21 protein-coding genes are annotated in these 25637 nt (G+C 57.5%); 15 read left to right on the top strand and 6 right to left on the bottom strand.

What is annotated here, in order from left to right:
• The first annotated feature begins 621 nt into the window (after positions 1-621).
• On the top strand, positions 622-2637 hold the full coding sequence (locus tag COHPA_RS0108445; RefSeq protein WP_027085746.1) for a serine hydrolase domain-containing protein: 2016 nt from the start codon (positions 622-624) through the stop codon (positions 2635-2637).
• 71 nt (positions 2638-2708) lie between these two features.
• Positions 2709-3359 (top strand): hypothetical protein, encoded by a 651-nt coding sequence (locus tag COHPA_RS0108440; RefSeq protein WP_027085745.1) that lies wholly within the window; start codon positions 2709-2711, stop codon positions 3357-3359.
• Between the two features lie 59 nt (positions 3360-3418).
• On the opposite strand, the gene COHPA_RS0108435 is transcribed toward COHPA_RS0108440, so the two are convergent.
• The 3 genes from COHPA_RS0108435 to COHPA_RS0108425 all read right to left on the bottom strand — a co-directional run bounded on the left by COHPA_RS0108435 (position 3419) and on the right by COHPA_RS0108425 (position 7685).
• Entirely contained in the window at positions 3419-4258 is an 840-nt protein-coding gene (locus COHPA_RS0108435; RefSeq protein ID WP_027085744.1) for a 1,4-dihydroxy-6-naphtoate synthase, read from the bottom strand.
• A complete protein-coding gene (locus tag COHPA_RS0108430) occupies positions 4255-4905 on the bottom strand; it encodes a futalosine hydrolase (protein WP_027085743.1) in 651 nt (216 codons plus the stop codon). The genes COHPA_RS0108435 and COHPA_RS0108430 overlap by 4 nt, the downstream gene beginning before the upstream one ends.
• A gap of 230 nt (positions 4906-5135) precedes the next feature.
• Entirely contained in the window at positions 5136-7685 is a 2550-nt protein-coding gene (locus tag COHPA_RS0108425) for a beta-propeller domain-containing protein (RefSeq protein WP_027085742.1), read from the bottom strand.
• 182 nt (positions 7686-7867) lie between these two features.
• Here COHPA_RS0108425 and COHPA_RS0108420 point away from each other — a divergent pair, with 182 nt between their 5' ends.
• The 3 genes from COHPA_RS0108420 (at position 7868) to hprK (ending at position 10274) form a co-directional block, all read left to right on the top strand.
• Positions 7868-8431, top strand: coding sequence for a ribonuclease H-like YkuK family protein (locus COHPA_RS0108420; RefSeq protein ID WP_027085741.1), 564 nt, complete (start codon positions 7868-7870; stop codon positions 8429-8431).
• A 24-nt stretch (positions 8432-8455) separates the two neighbouring features.
• Positions 8456-9265 carry a hypothetical protein gene (locus COHPA_RS0108415; protein ID WP_027085740.1) on the top strand — a complete coding sequence of 270 codons (810 nt, stop codon included), beginning with the start codon at positions 8456-8458 and terminating at the stop codon, positions 9263-9265.
• A gap of 73 nt (positions 9266-9338) precedes the next feature.
• Positions 9339-10274: an HPr(Ser) kinase/phosphatase gene (hprK, locus tag COHPA_RS0108410; RefSeq protein WP_027085739.1), complete on the top strand. Its 936-nt coding sequence runs from the start codon at positions 9339-9341 to the stop codon at positions 10272-10274.
• Between the two features lie 2 nt (positions 10275-10276).
• Here the strand turns inward: hprK and COHPA_RS0108405 are convergent, their stop codons facing one another.
• Positions 10277-10618: a hypothetical protein gene (locus COHPA_RS0108405; protein WP_027085738.1), complete on the bottom strand. Its 342-nt coding sequence runs from the start codon at positions 10616-10618 to the stop codon at positions 10277-10279.
• Positions 10619-10783: 165 nt separating this feature from the next.
• Between COHPA_RS0108405 and COHPA_RS0108400 the strand changes: the two genes are divergently transcribed.
• Entirely contained in the window at positions 10784-11812 is a 1029-nt protein-coding gene (locus COHPA_RS0108400) for a TraB/GumN family protein (RefSeq protein WP_027085737.1), read from the top strand.
• 65 nt (positions 11813-11877) lie between these two features.
• On the opposite strand, the gene COHPA_RS0108395 is transcribed toward COHPA_RS0108400, so the two are convergent.
• Positions 11878-12954 carry a phosphodiester glycosidase family protein gene (locus tag COHPA_RS0108395; RefSeq protein WP_027085736.1) on the bottom strand — a complete coding sequence of 359 codons (1077 nt, stop codon included), beginning with the start codon at positions 12952-12954 and terminating at the stop codon, positions 11878-11880.
• Positions 12951-13385, bottom strand: coding sequence for a hypothetical protein (locus COHPA_RS0108390; RefSeq protein ID WP_027085735.1), 435 nt, complete (start codon positions 13383-13385; stop codon positions 12951-12953). Before COHPA_RS0108390 ends, COHPA_RS0108395 begins: the two co-directional genes overlap by 4 nt.
• A gap of 1305 nt (positions 13386-14690) precedes the next feature.
• On the opposite strand from COHPA_RS0108390, the gene COHPA_RS0108385 reads away from it, so the two are divergent.
• From COHPA_RS0108385 to COHPA_RS0108340, 9 genes are all read left to right on the top strand, one after another.
• On the top strand, positions 14691-15683 hold the full coding sequence (locus tag COHPA_RS0108385; protein ID WP_027085734.1) for a Gfo/Idh/MocA family protein: 993 nt from the start codon (positions 14691-14693) through the stop codon (positions 15681-15683).
• 14 nt (positions 15684-15697) lie between these two features.
• Complete coding sequence (locus tag COHPA_RS0108380; protein WP_035120393.1) at positions 15698-16570, top strand: DUF72 domain-containing protein; 873 nt, start codon at positions 15698-15700, stop codon at positions 16568-16570.
• Positions 16571-16736: 166 nt separating this feature from the next.
• Positions 16737-17375 (top strand): PAQR family membrane homeostasis protein TrhA, encoded by a 639-nt coding sequence (gene trhA / locus COHPA_RS0108370; RefSeq protein WP_027085732.1) that lies wholly within the window; start codon positions 16737-16739, stop codon positions 17373-17375.
• Between the two features lie 380 nt (positions 17376-17755).
• A complete protein-coding gene (locus COHPA_RS0108365) occupies positions 17756-19138 on the top strand; it encodes an aldehyde dehydrogenase (RefSeq protein WP_027085731.1) in 1383 nt (460 codons plus the stop codon).
• Between the two features lie 34 nt (positions 19139-19172).
• Positions 19173-20402: an amino acid deaminase/aldolase gene (locus tag COHPA_RS0108360; RefSeq protein WP_051421817.1), complete on the top strand. Its 1230-nt coding sequence runs from the start codon at positions 19173-19175 to the stop codon at positions 20400-20402.
• A complete protein-coding gene (locus tag COHPA_RS0108355; protein WP_027085729.1) occupies positions 20399-21703 on the top strand; it encodes a D-arabinono-1,4-lactone oxidase in 1305 nt (434 codons plus the stop codon). The genes COHPA_RS0108360 and COHPA_RS0108355 overlap by 4 nt, the downstream gene beginning before the upstream one ends.
• A gap of 31 nt (positions 21704-21734) precedes the next feature.
• Positions 21735-22223 (top strand): DUF1904 family protein, encoded by a 489-nt coding sequence (locus COHPA_RS23200; RefSeq protein ID WP_027085728.1) that lies wholly within the window; start codon positions 21735-21737, stop codon positions 22221-22223.
• Complete coding sequence (locus COHPA_RS0108345; protein ID WP_342667803.1) at positions 22220-23161, top strand: metallophosphoesterase family protein; 942 nt, start codon at positions 22220-22222, stop codon at positions 23159-23161. Before COHPA_RS23200 ends, COHPA_RS0108345 begins: the two co-directional genes overlap by 4 nt.
• A gap of 412 nt (positions 23162-23573) precedes the next feature.
• On the top strand, positions 23574-25628 hold the full coding sequence (locus COHPA_RS0108340; protein WP_027085726.1) for an Ig-like domain-containing domain: 2055 nt from the start codon (positions 23574-23576) through the stop codon (positions 25626-25628).
• Positions 25629-25637 lie beyond the last annotated feature (9 nt).

Genomic DNA, 25637 nt, shown 5'->3' with positions numbered 1-25637 from the left:
ACGCTTTCGAGTCAGATATAAAAATGATGATTAAACATGATAACGATCTAATTTATAGATCATTCATAGCGTGCACTCCACGGTTCCCGAACGGCTTTCTACATTATGCTTCAAAAGCCGCCGCAATATCTTCCTGATGCCAAAATTTGCGCGGGCGCGCAAGATTTTTGCGTCCGAGCGTTATTTTCGTCCTATTATGAAGGGACTAAACGATTAGAGGAAGGTGAACCCGATGATTCGGAAGGAAGTTCTCATTATCGGCGGCGGACAGGCTGGCCTCGCGATGGGACGGGCGATCCGGGCGGCGCGCCGACGAAAGACGAAACGGCCGACTCGGATTCATGCGGGCTAAGCGGACGTCCGCCAGAGGCCGGTTCGTGCAACGGCAACCCGCGCAAATCTACGGCCTGGAGCTTCGAGGCCTCCTTGAGCGGGATCGCATGTTGCTAAAACCGAGAGCAACGAACATCAACGGTGACCGGGTGAACGCCTTTGCCGTCGAAGCAATCCTACTTTCGTTCGTCTATAGACTGGACTTAGGTCCATTATTTGGATGGGTATCCTTTGTTACAATCAACGTGCAAGCGAGAGACGAGAAGAAGGATGCGGAGGTTACGAATCATGGCAAAGAAACGAACGACGGCTTATTTGCTAGCGTTGTCCATCGCGCTGAGCACGCCGCTATGGAGCTTGGCGCTCGCCAAGCCAGTCTCGGCGGCCGTCGAGACGGACGCCCGGGAGGCGCTCGGCTTTATGGACGAATTTTTCTCGAGGCCGGAAGCGATCGCGCAAGCCGGGGCCGCGGCCGTAGCCGTCGTGAAGGACGGACAAGTCGTCGTTGCCCGAGGCTATGGCGTGACGAACCGCGAAACGAAGCAAGCCGTCGATCCGACGAGAACGACGTTCCGAGTCGGTTCCGTGTCGAAAGTATTCACGGCGGCTGCTCTTATGCAGTTAGTCGAGCAAGGCAAGGTCTCGTTAGAAGACAATATCGAGAAGTATTTGGACGGTTACAAGGTTGACAATCCGTTCGCTCAACCGGTCACCGTCGCCATGCTGCTCACCCATACGACGGGCTTTGAGGTCAGGGATCCGACGGCTGCCAATATCCTCTTCGATCCGGCGCAACAACCGGTCGCGCTCAAAGAAGCGATCGTCGCGAACTTTCCGCCCGTCGCAAGAGAACCGGGCACTTCCTATATGTACGACAACTTCGCCTACGGGCTTGCGGGCTATATCGTTCAGCAGGCGAGCGGACAAAGCTTCAACGACTATATGCGGCAACATATTTTCGGACCGCTCGGCATGGATTCCAGCAGCTTCTTGCAAGAGGATCGACTGCTTGCCGAGACGCCGACGGTCTATGACCCGACCGGCGCGGCGGTACCCGTCTACCGGCTATCCCCCGACGTGATACCGGAGGGCAGCATGCTTACGACCGCCGAGGATATGAGCAAATTCATGCTTGCTTACTTAGGAGGCGGGACGACCGCCGACGGCAAGCGGATCTTATCGCCTGAATCAATCCAAGCGATGTCCTCTTACCATCAAGCGATCCATCCCGACGTACTCGACTCGACTTACGGCTTCGAGGGGCCGTTCGTGGACGCCAACGGGCATAACGTCATCATGAAAGGCGGCAGCATCACCGGTTTCGAATCGCTGTTGTGGATGCTGCCGGATCGCCGCACGGGCGTATTCGTATCTTATAACGCGAATTCGCCGCTTTCCATTGAGCTGTTCAGCGAATTCATGGACCGCTTCTTCCCCGGACAGTCGAAGCTGGGCGACGCCGGGTTCAAGGAACAATCCGCCGCTGAGCTGGCCAAATTCGAAGGGCATTACCAAGATCTGAGGGTCGGTGCGGTTAACAGCGTGCGAGTAGTCGGCGACGGTACGCTCTCGGCAGGCAACTCGGCCGGCATTCGTCGAGAGCTGAAGCAAGTGGACGATTCGCTGTTCGTCGACGAGGACGGCATGCCGATGGCGTTCCAATTGGACCGCGAAGGACGCGTACAGTACATGAAGTATAATTACGCGAATCCGGGCAGCTATGCCTCGAAGGTGGCGAGCGCGAAGCCGTTCGCCGACGTTCCTGCAGGCCATTCTTATGCAAAATACATTAACGTCCTGCACGATCTAGGCATCGTGGAGGCTAACGAATCCGGAGCATTCGGCGTAGAGGAGACGGTTACGAGAGGGCAGTTCATTCATGCGCTGATGAAGCAATTCGGAATCCCGGGCTCGAACAACGCGCCAGCATTCCAGGATATCGGGGAATCCCCGTATCGCGCGGAAATTCAAACGGCGGCGGAACTCGGACTGGTTCACGGGACCGGCCGACAGATGTTCCGTCCGGACGTTCCGATCAAGCGCGAGGAAGCAGCCGTCATCCTCTCGAGATTGCTCGTCGTATCGGGCATCCCGCCTCAACCGAGCAACACCGTGCTTGCGCCCGGAACGTCCGAATGGGCGGAGTCCGCGGTACAGCAAGTCATCGATCTAGAGCTGCATGGACCGGAAGTCGCCAAGCAAGGCGGCTTGGCGGATTATCATTCGGAGAGGGTTCTGACGAAGCAGGAGTTGGCGGCGATTCAATATTTGCTTATATTGCCGGAGGTGTCTCTGGTACAGTAACGGGGCAAGGGTCGCGGAAATCCGCCAAGGCGTGTTATAGTTAAAATAATCCAATGCAAAGGGGCGATCCTATGGTTCCGTCTACCGAACGCGTTGTTCGTGCATCTCGGGTTATGCCGACATACGCCCAATTTCCGTTCGACCAATGGGCGGAAACCCGTTATCGCCCCGGCGCAAGAAGAGGAGTCCCCTCGAAAATCTTCGACCGCAGAGCCAGATCGGCGGCGATCGGCATCGTCAATGTGCTATTCGCCATGCAGGATGCTAATCGGGCAGCGTCGGAAGACGATTCCGAGGACGAATCCGCGATCGATTACGTGCGCAAGATCGTATTGTCCTATAACAACCTTCGCGAGCAAATGAAGGACGCGGGCACGTTCTTGAGTCCGAATGTTCCGGGCGGTATAGAGCTGCAAGTCGAGGCGAGCGAATACGATCGACTCGGCGTTCGCCTCGCGGAAGACGGAAGCCTGGAGCTGGACGAAGATGCGTTTCGCGAGCGGTTCGGGGGCAACGAAGCTCAGGCGCTGGAAGCGCTGAGCGACGGCCGCGGGCTGCCTGCCGCGTTGAAGGAAGCGACCAATCGATATATCGGCGTTCCGGTTAGCCAGCTGTTGAACGATAAACTTTTCGACACGAAACTGAAACCGGGGTATCCGCCCAGACTGCATGCGGGCTTGCGCCTGTCCATGACGGGGATATTGCTGGATATGGTCATGTAATATACAACACCGCCTACCCTACCGTCGCATTCGACGAAACAGGGGGCGGTGTTCTTCGTTTAACGGAGCTTGGCGAGGTCGAACGGCGGTACGAGTCCCTCGTTCATCGCTCGGCCTAGCAGACTCTCGACTGCGGCGTATCCGTCCTCTCCGAGGTTGGCGGTGAAGGCGTTCACGTAAAGCTCGATGTGCGCTTTGGCTACCGAAGGGTCCATCTCTTGCGCGTGTTGACGGACATAGTCGCTCGACGCCTCCGGATGCGTCCACGCGTAATCGACCGATGCGCGAATCCATCCGGCGATGGCTTCGGTGTCGAGTCCTCTCCGGGCAATAATCGCACCGAGCGGGATCGGCAAGCCGGTATCCTGCTCCCACCAGCCGCCCATGTCTTCGAGTAAGGAAAGCCCGTACGAGCCGTAAGTGAAACGGGCCTCGTGGATGACGAGCCCCGCATCGACTTGTCCGTTCTGAACGGCTGGCATAATCTCATGGAACGGCATGACGACGATTCGGCCGACGCCGCCCGGCACGTTCTTGGCAGCCCATAGCCGGAACAGCAAGTACGCGGTGGAACGTTCGCTCGGCACGGCGACGACGGCGCCGGACAGCTGCGCCGGGTCTTGCGGGTTCGCTGCTTTGCCGGCGGTCAGGACGAGCGGTCCGCAGCCGCGGCCGAGCGCGCCTCCGCAGGGAAGCAACGCGTACTGGTCCAACACCCATGGGAGGGCGGCGTACGATATTTTCATCACCTCGGGGCCTTCCCCTTGAAGCGCCAAATAATTCGTAATATCGATATCGGCATATGTAACGTCCAGCTCGGGCGCTCCGGGAACTAACCCGTGAGCCCAGGCATGGAAGACGAAAGTATCGTTCGGGCAAGGCGAATAAGCGATTCTCATGGTTGCCATCCCTCCGTTAGTTGATCGAATGCGGCCTCCAGCGACCTGAGAGCGTCGCCGATTCGCCATGCGGACCGGTCGCGCGGGCCGACGCGATTGGAGATCGCGCGGATTTCGAGCGCGGGAACTCCTCTGGCTTGCGCGGCGGCGGCGACGCCATAGCCTTCCATGCCTTCGGCGATGACGCCGGCCACGCGCGCGGCGAGCCGCGCGGCGGTACCTGCCGTACCGGTTGCCGTGTTTACGGTGACGATCGGACCATAGCTTGTTTGGATTCCGCCTGCCGACAGCGCGCTTACAACCCGGCCGGCTTCCGGAATGTCCGCTTGAACGCGGGACGTGCCGAAGCCGAGCTCGTCCACGCTGCTGAACCCTTCGGGCGTCTCGACGCCTAAGTCGGCGGCCACGATCTCGGTCGCGACGACAACGTCGCCGATCTCCGCGCGTCCTTCGAAGCCCCCGGCGATGCCGGAGCTGATGACCAGGCGGTACTCGCCGCTCAGCAAGGCCGTCGTCGTGCTGATCGCGGCCGCTACCGGACCGACGCCCGCCAGTTGCACCTCGAACCGATCGTCTCCGTTAACCCCGCGCAACACGGCGTTCCGCTCAGCTTCCACGGCGGTCATGACCAATATTTTACCGTTCATGTGCTCCTCGTCTCTCCTTCTATTCCGTGCGTTCAACTTACCTCATTATAGTCCCTTCCATAAGGAGAGTCCAAGCCATAGATGCGGGCACGGGACGGGTACTGGGGAGAATGAGTCGGTTAGGGCGACTAACTTCGGACAGGAAACAAATCCTGAGCCAAAGGGATAACGCCGGCCCAACGAAAAACCGCCCCATAGTCTCAACGACTGTGGGGCGGTGCTAAGCAAAGTTACCTTGAAGCGGGAGCCGCAGTTGCCGGAACGACGTCGATCGCGGAGTTGCCGTACAGCTCGTTCATTCCGGGCAGAGGCGGATACTCGAGCGTCCCGCGTTCGCTTAGGCTGCCGAGATCGTTCGCTTTCAGCATGCTTTCGGACAGCGTGTACAGCGTGTCGCCCGCGTACAGGATACGGCGAACGGACTTGCCGTAGTTATAGCCGTACTGTCCGCTCTTGGCGAGATCGTCTTGCGACAGATGGGTAATCCGTCCGCGCAAGTCGAAGCCTTTGTTCGGATCGATGCAGTAGACGTATGCGCCTTGGTAGACGAATTGCCCGTATGCCGGGAAGCCGCCCTGCTCGATCCGGTCCTTATTCTGGACTTCCATTAGCTCGACCGGGAACGCCATCAGCCCTTTTTCCTTGGAGAACAGCAGCGCTTTATGGTTGTACAGCAGCTCGGAGCTCGTGCCGCGGTCGCCGATGACCTCCTTGAACTTTTCCTTCGGATGGTTGACGTCGGTGACGTCGAAAAGCGCGATTTTCATGCCTTGATAATAGGCCATCGTCGTTTCCTCGTCCGCGCCTTTCACCGGCAGCTCGACCGTTTCTTTGCCGAAGCCGATGATGTGGTTGTCGTCGTACGGGTGCAAGTAATCGCTGTAGCCCGGAATTTTGAGCTGACCGAGCACCGCGGGTTTCGTCGGGCTGCGAAGATCGAGGACGAAGAGCGGGTCGACTTGGCGGAACGTTACCATGTAGGCTCTGCCGCCCATGAACCGCGCCGAGTAAATGCGCTCTCCCGGCGCGAGATCCTCGAGTTTGCCGATCGTCTTCAATTGCTCGTCGAGCACGTACAGATTGTTCGAGGAGCGGTATTCGCCTTTCATCGTCCAAGCGTCTTTCGTCGTCGCGATCCGGAAGTAGCCGTTATGCTCATCCATCGAGAACTGGTTCAGCGCGTTGCCGGGAACGCTGCCCTCTCCGGCGTAGACGACGTTGCCTTGATCGAGGCGGAATTTATAAATGCGCGTTTGCATTGGATAGTTGTTATCGCCGTCCGGAACAGGCTTGGCGATCGAGACGTAAAGATGCTTGGAGGATGCATAGATCGTCTGGCCGGAGCCGAGATAAGCGGATACTTGGAAAGCTTGCTCCGGACGGTCGAGATCTAGCGCTCCGATGAGCATCATGCTGTTGTCGACGGCGTTCGGGAAGTAGCGGATATCGCTAAGCGGAAGCTTCCGGAGCTCCTTCGCCGAAGCGCTGTCGCCGTACACCGGTTCGATGCCGCTGCCGGAAGACGGCTGAGCGGGCAGACTGTCGACAAGCTTCCTCTTCTCCATCGGGTATACGTAATTGTAGTTGTATTTGTTCGTCACGACGTATAGCGCGCCGTCGATCTTCCTTGAAGAGACATAGCTGCCTTCAATCTCGGTCTCGCGCTTTAAAGTCGGGATGCCGGCATCGTCGAGCCCGTATATTTTCGTCTGAACCGTGCTCGCCATCGGAACGATCGGCATGATGCCGATTTTCTTCTCCAACGTCGAAGTATCGCCCGAAGCCGAGCTTGAACCGCTCGAACCGGAGCCGGCGGATTCGCCTGCCATAGGCAGGACGACGTTATGCTGTCCGATCACGACCAAGCGATGATCGTCTACGTACATCTCGGTCGGATAGAAATGGTCTTCCGCCTTATATTCCAGCGTTGCCGCCAGCTTCGGCGCGGAAGGGTTGGAGATGTCGGAGATGAGCCCCCGGTTGCCGCTGATCTGGTAGACGAACTTCCCGTCCGTCTTCGCCCAGTCGGCTTCGTCGACGCCCTGCACCTGCACGTTCGTCTTCGAATAATCCGCACCCTCTCCTGAACCGGAGCCTCCGTCCGCATTGTCCGCCCCCGAAGCGGCCCCATTAACCGAGGATGCTTGCGGAGCAGCGACGGCAGCGTTCGGCGGGATCGACTTCATCATCATCTGATCGGATACGACGATTCCGCCTTCTCGCATATCGAACATCCCGCCATTGTCGCGAATTTCTTGCATCAGCTCATCCAGCTTCTTCTGCGTGCCGACGACAGGGAGCTGCTTCGGATCGTCGATGCGGATGGCGTTCGCGACGCCGTCCCATGCGACGATCGTGCCGAGCGCTTCCGATATCGCCCGCACCGGAACCATGATCGATCCGTTCCGAAGCTCCGGCGCGACGTCCAGCTTGAACGTCCGGTCGTTCGCGACCATTCGAGCGACTCCCGCCGTGATCTCGGCATTGCTCTTGCCGCGCGTCAGCTTCGCGTAAGAACGGCCTTCGGCGTCCGTTCCCGAAGAGATCTTAGCTCCGAGCGCCTCCGCGATCGGCTTCAACGGCACCATCGTGACCTTATTCACCGTATAGGTCGGTTGCGAGAGCTTCAACGCGACGCCGTTCACGACGATGCTGCCTTTAAAGTCAACGGCGGCTGCCGCTGCCGGTTTCGCCGGAGCTTTGCCCGGCGGCGCGGCGACCGTAGACGCGACGAGAATAAAGCCGGCTAACAGCATCCCCGCGATCGTTGTTTTAACCATGATTATATCCCCCCAGGACAATAAGTGACTGCTTCATGCCTCGATTTGTTTGCGATTACAATCATTGACGCATAATGGTTCAATTTGGTTGCAACCCGGAATAACAAAAATGAGCCGAGCGGCATCCGTCATACAATAGAACAATCCCGCGCTTAGCCCGCAAGATGAAGGGGGTGATTCGCATGACCATGTTTCACAGCCTGGCCGCTCTTACGCTCGTCTCGTTCCAGAACCAAACCGAGCGCGAGCTCCGCCTGGAAGACGTGCGCGAACGCGTCGCAAGGTACGTGGCGGACGCGCCGGAAGCGAGCTACCATTTCATCATCGGCACCGACAGCCAAGGGCACCGCGGGTATACGAAGTTCGCGACGGGCGTCGTCATTCATCGGCTCGGCCAAGGCGCATGGGCCTGTTATCGGCAATTCTCATTTCCCAGACAATTGACAACGATCCGCGAAAAGCTGATGCTAGAGACGATACTGTCGTTGGAAGTGGCGAGGCGCTTCGATCCGGCTGAACTCCGAGGCTGCCGGAACCCGGCCGTTCCATTCGGCAAGCCCGGAGCATCCGCTTCGCTGCTCGCATATATCGACATCGACGCCGGTACCGTGCCGCAAGTGAATAAAACCGCGGAGTGCGTGCAGGAGATGGTCGGGCTGGTGGCCGTAACGGGAAAATACGAACCGCGCGTCAAGCCCGACGCCTATGCGGCTTCGTCCTATGCGAACCGGCATACGAAAAACTAAACCGAGTCTTGTAAGGGGAAAATCATGTTGCCATCAACGGTTAAAGTTCTGGCAAGGCACTTCTTCCGATTCAAAATCATGTATATCGCTCTTTTCCTGATCGCGTCCGGGATTTACGTCTTAACGCATCTATCGTTTCTGGAATCGGCGACGCCCGAACCGGCCAGCGCGAATTACGAATATGAAAGCTATGTCGCCGACAACGATATCACTTTACAAGTCATTAAGACGAACCCGAAGTACATCCGCTTGCGCCGGATCGACAACAACGTTACGGCATCAGGGATCGTCGGCGTGAACGGCGGTTTTTTCTGGGAAAAGCAGTTGCTCAGCATCGCCGTGCAGGACGATGTACCCGTCGGCGGGGAGCCCGGGGCGCGCGAGTCGGGCTGGTTCAACGCCAAATACGCCCGGGGAACGCTCGTGTACGACGGACGGACGCAAGCGTACTCGGTACAGGTCGTCGGCGACGCGAGTCAATTGAACGTGACGGATCGCTCCGACTACTGGGCGCAAGGAGGCGTCAGCCTCAATCTGCAGGATGATGCCGGTTGGCGAATGCAAGCCGATACGCAAGCGATCCCCGCGCCGGACGACAATCGTCTGCGCAGCGCGATGGCCTATGCCGAGGACGGCGTGTATTTGATCGTCGCGAATATGGGGTGCACGGCGGAAGACTTTCGAAAGACGATTCAAAGCTACGGCAAGTCGCTCCCGAACCGTCTGATCGACGGAATCTTCCTCGACGGAGACGGCTCCTCGCAATTGCTGGCGCGCGAAGCGAAGCTGATGGGCGACGGAAGACCGGTCGTTCAGATGATCGGCGTGGACTGACAGGCAGGAATTACGCGGAGGTTCGGTGAAAATAAGAAGTGGATAAAAGCAAGGTAACGCGGAGGGGAACACGATGAAATCGAAGTCGATTACGGTTCAAAGCTTGCAGGAGCATTTCAAGCTGGAGATTCTGTCCGGCGGGGATCGGCTCGATCGCGTCATCACGAAGGCGAGATCGCATCGGCCGGGCCTCGAATTCGTCGGTTATTTCGACTTTTTTCCGATGGAACGGGTTCAGGTGCTTGGGCGCAAAGAAATCAGCTATTTACATACGTTAAGCGAAGAAGAACGAAATTTGCATATCGGCAACGTCGTTAAATATCATCCCCCCTGCTTCATCGTGACGTCGAATCAGGAATATAAGGGATTGAAGTATTTGCTCCTCTACTGCCAGCAAGAAGGCATTCCGCTGTTGCGGACGAAAGACAATACGACTGAATTCGTAGGAAAACTGGACCATTATCTCTTGAAACAATTGGCGCCCGAAATCGCCGTTCACGGCGTCTGCCTTAACGTATCGGGAATCGGCATCCTGCTGCGCGGCAAGTCCGGCATCGGCAAGAGCGAAACCGCGCATACGCTCATCCGCCGCGGCCACCGGCTCGTCGCCGACGACGTCGTCGTGCTGAAGAAGCTAAGCTCGCAGACGCTGCTCGGCACGCATAACGAGACGACGCGCGAATTTCTCGCGCTGCGCAGCATCGGACTCGTGAACGTCGTCCGCCTTTACGGACGCAAAGCGTTCCAGGACGAGTCCCGCATCGTGCTTGACATCGAGCTCGCGCCGTGGCAGGACAACGCGCTCAACAACGACTTGGAGCTGGAGCAGAAGTTCTCGGAATATATGGGCGTGAAGGTTCCTTATATCGAGATCCAGCTGCAACCGGGGCGGGACGTCGCCGGCATGATCGAGGCGGCCGCTAACAACTGGTATTTGAAACAGCAAGGCTACAGCGCGGCGGAGGAGTTCATGAAACGGATCGAGGAAGAGATGGGCAGCGGCGGTTAACGTTACGGTTGCACGTATAAGTAAGCGGTCCTCGTCGTCCGGTACGTCCCTTCGAGCAGTCGCTCCGGGAGCACGTTCGTCTTGACGAGCGCGGCGATTTTGGACGGGTCCGTCTTGCACACCGCTTTCCATAGCTCGGGATCGGGAAGCGCCGAGAACACGAGCTTGTCGTCGTACACTCTTTTCTCCTGGTAGATGATTTTGAGCGTGTAATTGTGCAGATGGAATTCCGCGTCCGAAGCATAGGCGGCGATAATTTCCTCGCGAAGCGTATCTAGGGCGTCTTCGATTCGTTTCTGTTCTTCTTTCAATTGGCAATAGAGCATCAATCTCTCTTGGCGCATACGCTCACCTCTTAGAAATTGCTAGATGATGAAGTCTATGAACCTCTCTTCTGAATTATGCGTATACGTTACTACAACCGGGATCGAGCATTAGACTGTCGGTATTCCCCGGGAAATGTCGAGCGGAAAGCGGCCTCAATCTAATCGAAGCGGGGGATTACGGGTTTGAGACAAAGATCTATAACGGGCATTGCAGGGTTACTGCTGTTGGCGTTGTTGGCGGCTTGCGGCTCTTCGTCGAACGACGATTCGCAGCCGGGTGAGGGCGCGGAGCCGGTCTCCTCTACGGTCATCGCGTCTGCGGAGGCGGAATCGCCGTCCGTGCCGGCAGCCGAAGGCGAACCGCAAAAGCCGGGCTCCAAAGGTTTTCTGTGGCGCGTGACGGGCGGCGAGAATTCGGGTTACTTGGTCGGTACGATCCATGTGGCGAGGAAGGGAATGTACCCGCTCGACGAAGATCTCAAGCGTGCGGTCGCGGATTCGGATTATATCGGGTTGGAGCTGGACTTAACGACGGTCGATCAACTGGCGATGGCGAAGCTTGTGGCGGAGAAAGCGCTGCTCGCGGACGGGACGGAGCTCAAGGATCACGTGTCCGAGGAAGATTACGAGAAGTTCAAGCAACTGATGAAGAAGTCGCTGGGCATCGTCGGCGCAAGCGCGTTCGACAAGTACGAGCCATGGTACGGCGCCATGACGCTTGAAGCATTGCCGGCGACGAAATATAAAGAAGCCGACGGCATAGACCTCCACCTCGCGAAGGAAGCGCACGAGAACGGGAAAACGATCATCGAGCTGGAGAGCGTCGATTCGCAGTTGGGCATATTCGACGGCTTTACGGACGAGCTTCAGGAGAACTATTTTCACCAAACGGTGAAAGGAGCGGGGCTGGCGTCGATCGGGATGAAGCAGATGCTGGATATGTGGACGATCGGAGACGTTAGAATACTGGAGAAAATGCATGATTCTTATCTCGAAGAAGGCAGCAAGACGATGGGAGACTTGTTCGACGAGTTCGACAGAGAGTTTCTAGTGAACCGGAATATCGGCATGGTGGAGAAAATCGACCGTTACTTGAGCGAAGGCGAAGCGGGAACGTATTTATTCGCCGTCGGATCGCTGCACATGGTCGGAGAACACGGCTTGGTAGAGGAGCTTGAGCATAGAGGCTATCAAGTGGAATTTATCGATTAACGAAGCGAAAAGGCTGTTTGCCCGAGGGTTGAAGCGCACCCCGTCAAGGCAGACAGCCTTTACTATTATTTGAAAAAGACGAAGTTCGTCGGCAGCTTGCGAAGCCGGCCGTCCGAAGGGCTGTTGATGACGCGTCCGTTAAAGACGAGCGTAGACGAGCCGCCGCCGTCCAGGTTATAGCCGTCGATCGCGCCGAAGCTTTTCAGCATCGACTGCATTTCCTCGAGCGTCGCGCCGGAGCTGCCCCGCTCGTTGTAGCCGTCGGCGACGACGAACAGCAGCTGGTCGTCCTTGTAGCTGCCGATGACCGTTCTCGGCGCCCGCTTGGGACTGGTCTGCCACTTGGCCGGTATCGCCGTCTTCTTGCCGTTGTCCAGCAGGATCGGCACGAAGGAGGCGCCGAACTTCGGCTTGAGGGCGTCGAGCTGGGAGCGGCTGCGGAATTTACCTCCGATCAGCTTGTTGCTCTCGCTAAGACCGACGAAGAACAGGTCTTTATAGCTCGCCTCGAAACCGCCGACGTACTCGCCGTCCACGATCGTCGTGCTTAGCGGATATCTTCCGCCGCGGCCGTCCGCGAATCCGCCGGCGTTCACGCCGACCGCGGCCTTGTTGCGCTTGACGGCGCTTAACGTGGTCTCCGACTTGCCCGGTTGATCGCCGGCCAGCACGAGCTTCATGGCGTCCTTGTTCTTGAGCTTGACCTTGAGCGCGTAACTGCGGAAGTTTCCGTTGTTCATATAGAATAGCTGCGCGCGCAGCTTGTCCGAATCGATCGTGGTTGCGGGTTTCCCGAGCTTGCCCGTGATGCGCTTGTCGTAGATGAGGTATGGACGCGCCGCTTGCGAACTCGCTAAGCTTGCGATCGTCTTCATGTCGGCGTTCGTCCGGTTGTAAAGCTTGAGTTGCCGCTTGATCATCTGCCCGGTGATTTCGGCGGACGTCTCGGCTTGCGCGAGCCCGTTCAGCGCCGCGGCGGTTGCGGCCGCCGGATTGCCGTTGCCGGCGGCAACTTGCGGGAATGCGTCGTTCGTCAAGCCGACGTTCACGCTGCCGATCGCAAGCCAGACGAACAGACCGACGAAGGGCGCGCACGCGAGCAGCATCGTACGGTTAAGCCCGCGGGCGAAAGCCGCGCTCATCGGAGCACGTCCAGGTTCTTCTTCAGCTCGGCGAGCTGCTTCTTCACCTCGGCCAGCTGCGTGTACAGCTTATTGCTGTTGTCCGTCTTCGTATCCGCGTTGTCTTTCGTAAAGGTAAGCAGCTCGTTAAGCGTCTCGATCTTGCTCTCCAGCTGGGCGAGCTGCGCTTTGTAGCCGGTTTCGAGCTGCGTCATTCGCGCGTCGTACTCTTGCTGCATTCGGGCGATTTGCGCAGCGGTCTGCGTCTCCAATCGGTCGGACACTTGGTTCTGAATGCGGTCGGAATACCACTTGGCCCCGGCGACTCCGCATGCGATCAATAATACCCATAGGAGGATGAAAAATAAGATTGCCGAAGAATTGCGCTTTCTAGGCGCGGTCTGGCGATACGCATCGGTTGCGACTGCTGGTTGTAATTCCGTCGTTCTCATGGTTCGTTGGCGTGCACCTTTCTGTTTGTTTTGCTTCAAGAGGTTAAAGCTCTGTTAAGGATAACGTATATTGAACGCCCATGGGTACAAAATGTTGCAATTTTAAAGATTGTAATTAAAGGACGTGCTAACGGGGGCGTTGCTGCAGAGGTCAAAATGACCTTTAAAAGTAACTTTTCCCGCGAGAAGTCGCAATAGAGGTCAAAATGACCTTTAAAAGTGACTGATCCCGCGAGAAGTCGCAATAGAGGTCAAAATGACCTTTAAAAGTAACTGATCCCGCGTGATGCCGAAATAGAGGTCAAAATGACCTTTAAAAGTAACTGATCCCGCGTGAAGCCGAAATAGAGGTCGAAACGACCTTTAAAAGCAACTGGTCCCGCGTGATGCCGAAATAGAGGTCAAAATGACCTTTAAAAGTGACTGTCCCCGCGTGATGCCGAAATAGAGGTCGAAATGACCTTTAAAAGTAACTGTTCCCGCGAAAAGTCGCAATAGAGGTCAAAATGACCTTTAAAAGTAACTGTTCCCGCGTGATGCCGAAATAGAGGTCAAAATGACCTTTAAAAGTGACTGTTCCCGCGAGAAGTCGCAATAGAGGTCAAAATGACCTTTAAAAGTAACTGATCCCGCGTGATGCCGAAATAGAGGTCAAAATGACCTTTAAAAGTAACTGGTCCCGCGAGAAGTCGCAATAGAGGTCAAAATGACCTTTAAAAGTAACTGGTCCCGCGTGATGCCGAAATAGAGGTCAAAATGACCTTTAAAAGTAACTGATCCCGCGTGATGCCGAAATAGAGGTCAAAATGACCTTTAAAAGTGACTGTTCCCGCGAGAAGTCGCAATAGAGGTCAAAATGACCTTTAAAAGTAACTGGTCCCGCGAGAAGTCGCAATAGAGGTCAAAATGACCTTTAAAAGTAACTGATCCCGCGTGATGCCGAAATAGAGGTCAAAATGACCTTTAAAAGTAACTGATCCCGCATGATGCCGAAATAGAGGTCAAAATGACCTTTAAAAGTAACTGATCCCGCGAGAAGTCGCAATAGAGGTCAAAATGACCTTTAAAAGTAACTGATCCCGCATGATGCCGAAATAGAGGTCGAAATGACCTTTAAAAGTAACTGATCCCGCGAGAAGCCGCTCCCGCGAGAAGCCGCTCCCGCGTGAAGCCGAAATAGAGGTCAAAATGACCTTTAAGACGTGATAGGAATTCAGTCGATTTCGCGGCTTCATTAGGTAATCGACATCATTTGCAGTTAAAATAGACGTATGGGGTTAGCTGGAAGACTGGAGGCTGAGCGGCATGATCAGATTCGGAATAGTCGGAACGAATTGGATTACGGAACGGTTTATCGATGCGGCGAGGGAGAGCGGGAAGTTCGCGCTGACGGCCGTCTATTCGAGGACGGAGGCTAAAGGGAGAGCGTTCGCGGACAAGCACGGCGCGGCGCACGTCTATACGGACCTTCGGGCGTTCGCGTCCGGCGAGACGTTCGATGCCGTGTACGTCGCGTCGCCGAATTCGCTCCACGCGGAGCAAGCGATCGCGTGCATGAACGCGGGAAAGCACGTGCTGTGCGAGAAGCCGGTCGCTTCGAACGAAGCCGAGCTTCGGCGGATGATCGAAGCCGCGCGCCGGAACAAAGTGACTTTCATGGAGGCGCTGCTGACGACGCTGTTGCCGAATTTCCGCGCGATCGAGGACAACTTGCACAAGCTCGGGACGATCCGGCGTTACTTCGCGAGCTATTGCCAGTACTCCTCCCGCTATGACGCGTACAAGGAAGGCAACGTGCTTAACGCGTTCAAGCCGGAGCTTTCCAATGGAGCGTTGCTGGATCTGGGAATCTATTGCCTTTATCCGCTCGTGACGCTGTTCGGCGCTCCGAAGCGCGTACAAGCGGACGCCTATATGCTCGAATCCGGCGTCGACGGGCAAGGCGGCCTCCAGTTGAACTACGGGGAGATGAACGCGTCGATCCTGTACTCCAAGATCTCGTCTTCCTACGCGCCCGCGGAAATTCAAGGAGAGAACGGCACGATGGTCATCGACAAGATCAATACGCCGGAGCACGTGGAAATTCGGTATCGCGACGGCTCCGTCGACGTGCTGACGCGGCCGCAGCCGAACAAGTTCATGTACTACGAGCTTGAGCATTTCATCGAGCTCGCGGAGGACGGCACGCTCGAGTCGCCGACCAATAGCTGGACGAACTCCTTGAACGCGATGCGCGTCATGGACGAAGCGCGCAAGCAGATCGGACTTGCGTATCCGGCGGATCGGACAAGCGGATGAACGGGCGCGTAGACATGTCGGAACGCGTGATCGTCGGACTCGCAGGCTGGGGAGATCATAACGAGCTGTATCCGCCGGGCACGGCGTCTAAGGATCGGCTGGCGCAGTACGGCGAGTTTTTCCCCGTCGTCGAAGTCGACAGCTCGTTCTACGCGATTCAGCCGCCGGAGCGTTCGGCCCGCTGGGCGGCGGATACGCCGTCTTCGTTCCGGTTCGTCGTGAAGGCGTACCAGGGGATGACGGGCCACCAGCGAGGAGGACCGGGCCAATCTCCGTACGAGAACGCGGAAGAGATGTACGCGGCATTCCTCGAATCGCTGGAGCCGATCCGGGCCGCGGGGAAGCTGATTGTCGTACTGTTCCAATACCCGCCTTGGTTCGATTGCACGAAACAGAACGTCAGGCTGCTCAGGGAGACGAAGCAGCGAATGGGGGACGTGCCCTGCGCGCTCGAGTTCCGTCATCAAAGCTGGTTCTCGCCCGAGTATCGCGACAAGACGATCGTTTTCATGAAAGAGCAAGGCTGGATTCACAGCGTGTGCGACGAACCGCAGGCTGGCTCGGGCTCGATCCCGACCGTCCTGGCGCCGACGACGGAAGACGTCACGATCGTGCGCATGCACGGGCGCAACGTCGCGGGCTGGAACCAGAGCGGGTCGCCGAATTGGCGGGAAATCCGCTACTTGTATCAATATAACCCGGAAGAGCTGGCGGAGTGGGTCGGCGGCCTAGAGCTGCTGCTTCGGGAGACGAAGCAAGTATGCGTGCTGTTCAACAACAATTCGGGCGGGCACGCGGCGGGCAACGCGAAGCAATTCATGCGCATGCTCGGTCAGACGACGCGCGAGATCCCCCGCCAGCTCGATCTGTTCCATACGGAAGAATAAGTTCGTGATAACGCCGGCGTCCGGACAGACGATGCTTACCGTGCTGTTCTTCGGCGTATCGGGCATCATCGGTTCGTCGATCGGGGGTTTAGCCGTCTAACGATCGCGAAACGCCCAGATTCACATACAATAGGGTGACAACCGATGTCGGAAGGAAGGCGCGACTATGGCGAATACGTACGTGTACACGAGACGGGAGGAAGTCGTTAACGCGATCACGCATGGCTTAGGGACGCTGCTCAGCATTGCGGGATTGACGTTGTTGATCGTTTTCGCATCGCTCGAAGGAACGTCTTGGCACGTCGTGAGCTTTACGATTTACGGCGTTACGATGCTGCTGCTCTATACGGCTTCGACGCTCGTCCATGCGTTCCCGGAAGGCAAAGTCAAAGACTTGTTCGAGACGTTCGATCATTCTTGCATTTATTTGTTCATTGCGGGCACCTATACGCCGATCTTGCTCGTTACGCTGCGAAGTCCGCTCGGCTGGACGTTGTTCGGAATCGTCTGGGGACTTGCGGTGGGAGGCGTCGTGTTCAAGGCGTTCTTCACGAAAAAATATCTCGTGCTGTCGACGCTGTTCTACGTGCTGATGGGGTGGATGATCGTCTTCGCGTGGCAACCTCTGCAAACGCTGCTGCAACCGGGCGGCATTCGGCTGCTCGTCATCGGCGGCGTGCTGTATACGGTCGGCTCGATCTTCTATATATGGCGCGGCTTCCCGCATCATCATGCCGTCTGGCATCTGTTCGTGCTCGCGGGATCGGCCATGCATTTCTTCGCGATTTTGCTGTACGTGCTGTAGATCGCCGGCTCGCGTAATCCCCCTAACAACGAATCAGCGCCGTCGCGGCTGCCTGGATGGCGGCATTGCGTTCGGCGCTGATCTGCTTTCTTATTCATGACGATTTGCGTTTGCGGCTTGCGATGCCACTGTCCCCGTCTAATGGCGGGGCCGAGTTCGCCTTCTCTCTCATGCTTGCGTCTTGCCCGTTTTGCTTTCGACATTCCCATAGGGATCACCTCCGAATTTGATCTCATCATACAGCAGGCCGGGAGTCCCGCGCAAGACGGCGCTTACGCGAAAACTCTTTACATGCGGGGCGGATTCGTTCGATAATTCGGAATATAGAGTTGAATGGCTACTTAACGATGAACGACGGAAGGAGCTTGATTGTGTCTACTATGCCAGTATCCGCTCTACCGCCATCTGAAATCGTCAGACGCCAGCACGCGTTCTTCCGAGATGGAGCGACGAGACCCGTCTCCTTCCGCGTAGACCGGCTGCGCAAACTGCGAGAGGCGATCGTCCGCTTCGAGCCGCGTCTGCTCGCCGCGCTGCGGCAAGATTTGAACAAATCCGAACGGGAAGCTTACGCCACCGAGATCGGCATCGCCTTAACGGAGCTTCGCGTCGCGCTGCGCGGCGTGCGCGGATGGGCCAAGCCCAAGCGGGCCAAGACGCCGATGTCCCATTCCGGGGCATCGAGCCGGATCGTGCCGGAGCCGTACGGGACGACGCTCATCGTCTCGCCGTGGAACTATCCGTTCATGCTGACGATCGCCCCGCTCATCTCCGCGATCGCCGCGGGCAACACGGCGGTGCTGAAGCCTTCCGAGCTGACGCCGAACGTGTCCATGCTCATCGCCGAGCTCATACGCGAGACGTTCTCCTCCGACTACGTTGCGGTCGTGGAGGGCGACGCGCAGGTTAGCGCGGAGCTGCTGCGGCAGCCGTTCGACCATATTTTCTTCACCGGGAGCCCCGCGGTCGGCCGCATCGTCATGGAAGCCGCGGCGAAGCAGCTTATTCCGGTTACGCTCGAGCTCGGCGGCAAAAGCCCGTGCATCGTCGATAAAGATGCGGACTTGCAGCTCGCGGCCAAGCGAATCGCTTTCGGGAAGTTCACGAACGCGGGCCAGACGTGCGTCGCTCCGGATTACGCGTTCGTGCATCGCGAGGTGAAGGAAGCTTTCGTCGAGAAGCTGGCCGAAGTCGTTACGCGCTTCTACGGCGAGCGTCCGATGGAGAGCCCGGAATACGGACGCATCGTGAACGAACGCCATTACAAGCGGTTGACCGGCTATCTGGACGACGGCCGGATCGTCTTCGGCGGGCAGACCGACGGGACGAGCTTGAAGATCGCTCCGACGCTGCTCGATCAAGTGCCGCTCGACTCGCCGATTATGCGCGAAGAAATATTCGGGCCGCTGCTGCCGATCGTGGAGTACGAGGACGAGGCGGAAATCGAAGCGGTCGTCGAGGCGAATCCGAAGCCGCTGGCGTTGTACGTGTTTACGAGGAATAAGGCTTTCGCCGGAAGGATCGTCGAACGCATTCGCTTCGGCGACGCGTGCATCAACGATACCGTCATGCATTTCGGTTCTCCTTATCTGCCGATCGGCGGGGTCGGAAGCAGCGGCATCGGCAGCTACCACGGGGAGTACGGGTTCCGCGCGTTCTCGCACTACAAGAGCATTTTGACAATGACGAACTTGTTCGACCCGCCTTTCCGCTATCCGGACTCCAAATGGGGCATGAAAGTCATCCGCAAGCTGCTCCGCTGACGGGCTGCGAGACAACGAATTGCGATCCGACGTTATGACGAACGACGAGAGGACGATCCCTATTCAGACGCCCGATTACGCAACGTACAAATCGATTTTCTCCGGCATTCCGATGCCTTTCGCTTTCTTGGACTTGGATTTGCTGGATCGAAACATAAGCGATATTGACAAGGCGGCCGGAAGCAAAACGATCCGAATCGCCAGCAAGTCGATCCGAAGCGTCTCGGTGCTGCGTCGCATTCTGCGTTCAAGCGATACGTTCCGAGGCGTAATGTGCTATACGGCGGGTGAAGCGGCCTTCCTGGCGCGCCAAGGCTTTCAGGATTTGCTGCTCGGGTACCCGACGTGGGACGAGCAAGGCGTCATGCCGCTGCTCGATCTCATCGGGGAAGGGCATTCGATCACGTTCATGGTCGATTCGGTCGCGCACGTCGAGCATCTGGAGCGGCTCGCCCGGCAACGCGGCGTGCGGATTCCGCTCTGCTTGGATATCGATATGTCCGCGAGCTATCCGGGCTTAAGATTCGGCGTATGGCGTTCGCCGCTTGACGGATGGGAGGCGGTTCGTCCCGTCGCGGAAAGAATCAGGTCATCGTCATGGGTGTGGCTGGACGGTATGATGGGTTACGAGGCGCAAATCGCCGGCGTGGGAGACCGCGTTCCCGGCCAAGCGCTTAAAAATGCGATCGTTCGCTATTTGAAGGCGAGATCGATTAAAGACGTCGCCGCTAGAAGGGAAGAGGTCGTCCGGAAAATTCGCGCGCTCGGGATGCCGTTGCGTTTCGTCAATGCCGGCGGAACGGGGAGCTTGGCGACTTCGCGCGCGGAGCGCGTCGTGACGGAGATAACGGCGGGTTCCGGATTCTATTCGCCGCTGCTCTTCGATAACTATAAGGATTTCCGCTATCGTCCAGCGGCCGGATTCGCCGTAGAGATCGTGCGCAAGCCTCGCCCGGACATCGTTACGTGCATGGGCGGGGGTTATACGGCTTCGGGCGCGGCGGACGGAACGAAGCTTCCGGGGCCGTATCTGCCGGCGGGATTGTCATTGTTCCCGCTCGAAGGGGCGGGAGAAGTGCAGACGCCGCTCAAGATAGGCCGAGAAGCGCGCGGACTAGCGTTGGATTTAGGTGATCCCGTGTTTTTCCGCCATGCCAAAGCCGGCGAGCTATGCGAGCGTTTCGATAGACTCTATGTCGTATCCGAAGGCGCCATCGTTGACGAGTACGAGACTTATAGAGGCATGGGGGAGCATTTCTTATGACGAAGAGCGGGCACAAGTGGCGCAACTGGTCGGGCATCGTGCGGACGACGCCGCGAGACGTTGTCTACCCTTCGTCGATCGAGGAAATCGTGGATCTCGTGCGGCTGTGCAGGCGCGAGGGACGCCGTCTGCGTGTCGTCGGATCGGGGCATTCTTTTACGGCGGTAGCCGCGTCGGACGATATTCTCGTGTCTCTGGATACCATGCAGGGTATCGTGGAAGCGGATGCTGCGGCTCGGACGGCTACCGTGTGGGCGGGGACGAAGTTGAAGCTGCTCGGAGAGCTGCTCCACGCGGAAGGACTCGCCCAAGAGAACTTGGGCGATATCGACGTCCAATCGATCGCCGGCGCCATCAGCACGGGCACGCACGGCACGGGGAACGCGTTCGGAACGATCGCTACGCAAGTCGTCGGACTTACGGTTATTACGGGCACCGGCGAGGTCATAAGCTGTACGGAGGTTTCGCATCCGGAGCTGTTCAGGGCGTTGCAGGTATCGATCGGCTCGCTCGGGATCATCGCGCAGGTGACGTTGCGGCTTCGCCCGTCCTACAAGTTGCGTTACGAGAGCGCGCGCGTGCCGCTCGAGGATTGCTTGTCGCGGTTGCCTGAGCTTAACGCGGCGCATCGCAACTTCGAATTTTACTGGTTCCCTTACGCGGAGCCGTGCCAGCTGAAAATGACGAACGAGACGGAGGAGCCCGTGACTTCCCGTAAAGTTCGCGATTACGTCAGCGACGTCATTCTGGAAAATGCCGCATTCGGAGCCTTATCCGGACTGGCGCGAAGAGTGCCGGCGTTGTGCGGAACGGTCAGCCGCATATGCGCGGCTTCCGTGCCGGTTACGCGCAAAGTCGAGATGAGCCATCGCGTGTACGCGACGACGCGGCTCGTGCGGTTCAACGAGATGGAGTACAATATACCGGCCGAGGCGATGGCGGACGTCATTCGCGAGATGAGGGAGACGATGGCGCGGGAGAAGCACCGGGTCCATTTTCCGATCGAATGCCGTTACGTCAAAGCCGACGATATCTGGCTCAGCCCGGCTTACGGCAGGGATTCGGCATACATCGCCGTACATATGTACCGGGGCATGCCGCACGAGAAGTACTTCGCCGACATGGAGCGCATCTTCTTGCGATACGGCGGCCGGCCGCACTGGGGCAAGCTGCATACGCTTCAGGCGGAGCAGCTCTCCAAGGCTTACCCGATGTGGGAGAAGTTCGGCGAGGTAAGGGACCGGCTAGATCCGGACGGAATTTTACTGAACGGTTATTTGCGCCGCGTATTCGGACGATAATCGATTTACAAGCGAACAGGAAGTGATGGCAGTGCCGCATTTATTGATTCGGGGCGTAGATCCCGATCGCCTTGCTTCCGTAAGCGAAGCTTTGGCGGGAGAACTGGCGGTTATATTCGATTGTCCGTCCGACCATATTTTGTTGGAGTGCATGCATACGACTGCCGTATTCGCGGGCAAGCGCGTCGCTTCGTACCCGTTCGTCGAGGTCGTCTGGTTCGAGCGCGGAACGGCGGCTAGAGATGCGGCTGCGGCTTGCGTCGATAGGTATGTGCGCGAGGCGCTCGGGCTCGAGGAGATGGAAATCGCATTTCGAGTATATACGCCGGATGCTTATTACTCGAACGGGCAACGGCTAGGGGACGATCCTTCCGCTGGCGAGCTTGCGGAGCTGAGGGCGAAGAACGCCAAGCTGAAGGACGATCTGGATCGGACGCGCAAGGCGCTCCACGGGGCGACGCTCGGCGGCGGAGCGATGTCTTCGATGTCCAGCAAGCTGCGCGACGCGCTGAGAGAATGATGGACCGAGCCCTTCGCATGCGACCGGACGGAACGTTCACGATCGTACAGTTCACCGACCTGCACTGGAACAACGGAGGGGCGGCGGACTTGAGGACGCGGGCGTTAATGGAGCGCGTGTTGGCTGCGGAGAAACCGGATTTGGTCGTGTTTACCGGCGACATTATCGAGAGCCGGCGCTGCCGCGATCCGGTGAAGTCTTTCCGGGACGCGCTGTCCGTGGCGGCTTCCAGCGGAATTCCCTGGGCAGCGGTATTCGGCAATCACGACAGCGAAGGCAACGTAACGCGGGAGCAGCTTATGCAGGCGCAACTGGAGTTGCCGGGGAACGTGGCGCAATCCGGTCCGCCGGAGATCGAAGGAGTGGGCAATTTCTCGCTGCGGATCGAAGATAGGGAGGGGCGGTTGAGAGCCGCGCTCTATTTCCTCGATAGCGGAGACTATTCCGACCATGAGGAAGCGGCCGGCTACGGATGGATTCGGGAGCTTCAACTGGCATGGTTCCGTCAAGAGGCCAAAGCGTACCGTCAATTCAACGGCGGCGAACCGTTGCCTGCATTGGCGTTCATGCACATACCGATTCCCGAATACCGCGACGTCTGGAATCACCGCGTCTGTTTCGGACATCGGTACGAGAAGGTCGGCTGCGCGCCGGTTAATTCGGGTCTCTTCGCGGCGATGCTGGACGCGAAGTCGATCCAAGGCGTATTCTGCGGTCACGATCACATTAACGATTACGCTGGAGAGCTTTTCGGCATACGCCTATGCTACGGCCGCGCAACGGGCTACTCGACCTACGGCCGTTGGCTGTTCCAGCGCGGCGCGCGCATCATCCGGCTGCGCAACGGCAAGCCGTTCGATACGTGGCTGCGTCTCGCCGACGGCCGCAAAGTCGCCAACCCGCGCAAGCACTGGCCGACCTGGTACTCCAAAGCGTAACCGCGCCGCCTCCTCGCGAGGCGGTTTTTCGTTGTAGCGGTCTGAGAGACCGCTGCACGGTGCAGATACAGATAGCGAGATCGCGACGCCCTAGCGGTCTGAGAGACCGTAACGCGCCGAAACACCACTAACCTTCGAGCTACCTCGATACTCCGTAAGATCATCTTCCGACTGAAGTCCCGCTACACCTGAAATGCCCAAATGAGATGAACATCCACAAACTTTCAAACTATCGCAATAGCTTGCTCCTTCTCCGCATGAACCCATGGACAAGTTGTTACACTTCGTCTCATTTTGCCCATATTTTTGCTTATTGAGAAACAAAACGTATCGAACCTGCGTCAAAAGGATTAACCGCCGCCAACGCTGCTTATCTCAACCTAACCTGGGCGGAACAAAGGAGGTTGCGAAAGTGAAGAAAATCGTTGTGCTGCTCCTATCCCTCGTTTTGTTCGCAAGTGTCGCCTATAACGTCGCATCGGCTGCGGACATATCGACCGAAGAGAAATTCAATTCGCTGAAAAAAGAAGGGATCTTCACCGGTTACCCAGACGGCTCGTCCAAGTTATACAACGCGATGTCGCGCGAAGAGTTCGCCGTCGTGTTATACCGCGTTTTCGAGCTCGCGGACTCCCCGCGCACGAAAAGCTTCGACGACGTCGAGAGAAACCGCTGGTCGTTCACGGTAGTCGAAGCCGTTAACAAATCCGGTCTCATGGTAGGCGACGGGCGGAAGTTTTCTCCCGAGAATAACGTGACCGTCGAACAGCTTGCCGCCATACTCGTCCGCGCAACGGGCTACGAGAGCAGAAGCTCCGGATTCGTCACCGGCACGGTTTCGACATGGGCGAGAGGCGCCGTGCGCACCGCGCTAGACAACGACCTGATCGACAAAGCGGACGATTATACCGCTTACGCGACCCGCGGGCAGCTCGTAGAGGCGATCTATGCGATATTCAAGGATCTGAACGAGCCAGCGCTCACGGTCATGAACGTCGAGGCGGTATCGAACCGCGAGCTTAAAGTTACGCTCTTCCAACCGGCCACCAAAGTAGAGGACAAAAGATTTACCCTCGTCGACCTTTACGGCAACAAGATTAGAGTAGGGGTTTCTTCCGTCAGCAGGGACGGCAGAACGATTACGCTGTGGACGGATCGGATGTTCGGCGGCGTCCCGCATACGTTGACCGTCGATGGCGGTAGTCCATGGGGCTTTATTTCCTATGTCGAGGATACGACGAAGCCGCAACTGCAATCCGTAACGCCGCTGAACAACCGAACGGTAGAGGTCATCTTCAACGAGGCGGTCGACAAAGCTTCCGCGGAGAACGAGCACAATTACCGGTTCAACAACGGACTTCGCGTTCAGGACGCGGATTTGACTACGGATCGCAAAGTGCTTTTGACGACGAACGAGCAGCAGGACGGCTGGAGTTACGAGCTTACGATCCGGGGCGTCAAAGACAAGTCGGACAACGCGCTCGATCAGGTCACGCGTTCGATCTCAAGCGACTACAACAAACCTACGGTAACGTCGGTGCAAGTGAACAATACGGCGGTCGTCACCGTTAAGTTCAACGAGAAAATCAATCCCGACGATGCCAAGCAGACGAACAGGTACGCCATCGACAAAGGTCTCGCGGTCACGCAGGCCACTCTGGAAAGCGACGGCAAAACCGTATCGCTCAGAACGGCGCCGCAGCAGGACGGCGTGCTTTACAAGCTGACGGTCAGCGACATCCGCGACCTTGCCGGCAACCGCATGGATACTTCGACGAACTGGAAGTTCGGAGGCATCGCCAATCCTGAAATTCCGGTTCGGCTCCAATGGATCAAGGCCGTCAACAACAACACGGTTGAGGTCGGCTTCAGCCGTTCGATTACCGATCAGGATATCGCGAACTTGAAAGCCTATATTCTGAAAGACAACGGCGCGAACGTCTCGATGGACGGATGGAACCAATACGCGCTGCGCAAGGACGACAAGTCGGCAACGATCCAATTCCGCACGAAAGCGTCCGGCGATCCGAAGCTGTTCAATCCCGGCCATTATTACCTTGCTCGCGTATCCGGCGCGGCTTCGCTCTTGACTTCCGATGCCGCCGACGAGCTTGAATTCGCGGGAACGAACGTCGATAATCCGCCTCCGTACGTAACCGAAGTCAAAGCAATCGATAAAGGGCGGGTAAAGGTAAGTTTCAGCGAACCGGTAACGAACGTGGACGAAGCGGCGTTCACGGTCAAGCAGCTCGACGGGAAGCTTATCGAGATCGAGGGCGATGAGCTGAACAATCGTAACGCGCTCGTCTGGGATGTCGTGCTGAAGCTGGACCAAGAGATGGTGCCAGGCTGGGAATATCGGATGACGTTCAATGAAGGCGTTATTACGGACGCATCGAGATGGAACGGGCTCAAGACGAAGAACGGCAACGATCCGATCGCGATCGTGTACTCTGCCCGCTGGTAACCCGGAAGC

Origin of the sequence: Cohnella panacarvi Gsoil 349, from assembly GCF_000515335.1 — a bacterium.
Classification (GTDB): domain Bacteria; phylum Bacillota; class Bacilli; order Paenibacillales; family Paenibacillaceae; genus Cohnella; species Cohnella panacarvi.
This window is presented reverse-complemented; position numbering and strand designations above follow the sequence as displayed.

Coding starts and splice junctions, on each gene's coding strand:
- COHPA_RS0108380 (WP_035120393.1), top strand. CDS start 15,698: ATGTCGGAACGCGTGATCGTCGGACTCGCAGGCTGGGGAGATCATAAC.
- COHPA_RS0108395 (WP_027085736.1), bottom strand. CDS start 12,954: ATGAGCGCGGCTTTCGCCCGCGGGCTTAACCGTACGATGCTGCTCGCG.
- COHPA_RS0108420 (WP_027085741.1), top strand. CDS start 7,868: ATGACCATGTTTCACAGCCTGGCCGCTCTTACGCTCGTCTCGTTCCAG.
- COHPA_RS0108385 (WP_027085734.1), top strand. CDS start 14,691: ATGATCAGATTCGGAATAGTCGGAACGAATTGGATTACGGAACGGTTT.
- COHPA_RS0108405 (WP_027085738.1), bottom strand. CDS start 10,618: ATGCGCCAAGAGAGATTGATGCTCTATTGCCAATTGAAAGAAGAACAG.
- COHPA_RS0108440 (WP_027085745.1), top strand. CDS start 2,709: ATGGTTCCGTCTACCGAACGCGTTGTTCGTGCATCTCGGGTTATGCCG.
- COHPA_RS0108415 (WP_027085740.1), top strand. CDS start 8,456: ATGTTGCCATCAACGGTTAAAGTTCTGGCAAGGCACTTCTTCCGATTC.
- COHPA_RS0108390 (WP_027085735.1), bottom strand. CDS start 13,385: ATGAGAACGACGGAATTACAACCAGCAGTCGCAACCGATGCGTATCGC.
- COHPA_RS0108365 (WP_027085731.1), top strand. CDS start 17,756: ATGCCAGTATCCGCTCTACCGCCATCTGAAATCGTCAGACGCCAGCAC.
- COHPA_RS0108435 (WP_027085744.1), bottom strand. CDS start 4,258: ATGAGAATCGCTTATTCGCCTTGCCCGAACGATACTTTCGTCTTCCAT.
- COHPA_RS0108345 (WP_342667803.1), top strand. CDS start 22,220: ATGATGGACCGAGCCCTTCGCATGCGACCGGACGGAACGTTCACGATC.
- COHPA_RS0108430 (WP_027085743.1), bottom strand. CDS start 4,905: ATGAACGGTAAAATATTGGTCATGACCGCCGTGGAAGCTGAGCGGAAC.
- trhA (WP_027085732.1), top strand. CDS start 16,737: ATGGCGAATACGTACGTGTACACGAGACGGGAGGAAGTCGTTAACGCG.
- COHPA_RS0108355 (WP_027085729.1), top strand. CDS start 20,399: ATGACGAAGAGCGGGCACAAGTGGCGCAACTGGTCGGGCATCGTGCGG.
- COHPA_RS0108445 (WP_027085746.1), top strand. CDS start 622: ATGGCAAAGAAACGAACGACGGCTTATTTGCTAGCGTTGTCCATCGCG.
- COHPA_RS0108360 (WP_051421817.1), top strand. CDS start 19,173: ATGACGAACGACGAGAGGACGATCCCTATTCAGACGCCCGATTACGCA.
- COHPA_RS0108425 (WP_027085742.1), bottom strand. CDS start 7,685: ATGGTTAAAACAACGATCGCGGGGATGCTGTTAGCCGGCTTTATTCTC.
- hprK (WP_027085739.1), top strand. CDS start 9,339: ATGAAATCGAAGTCGATTACGGTTCAAAGCTTGCAGGAGCATTTCAAG.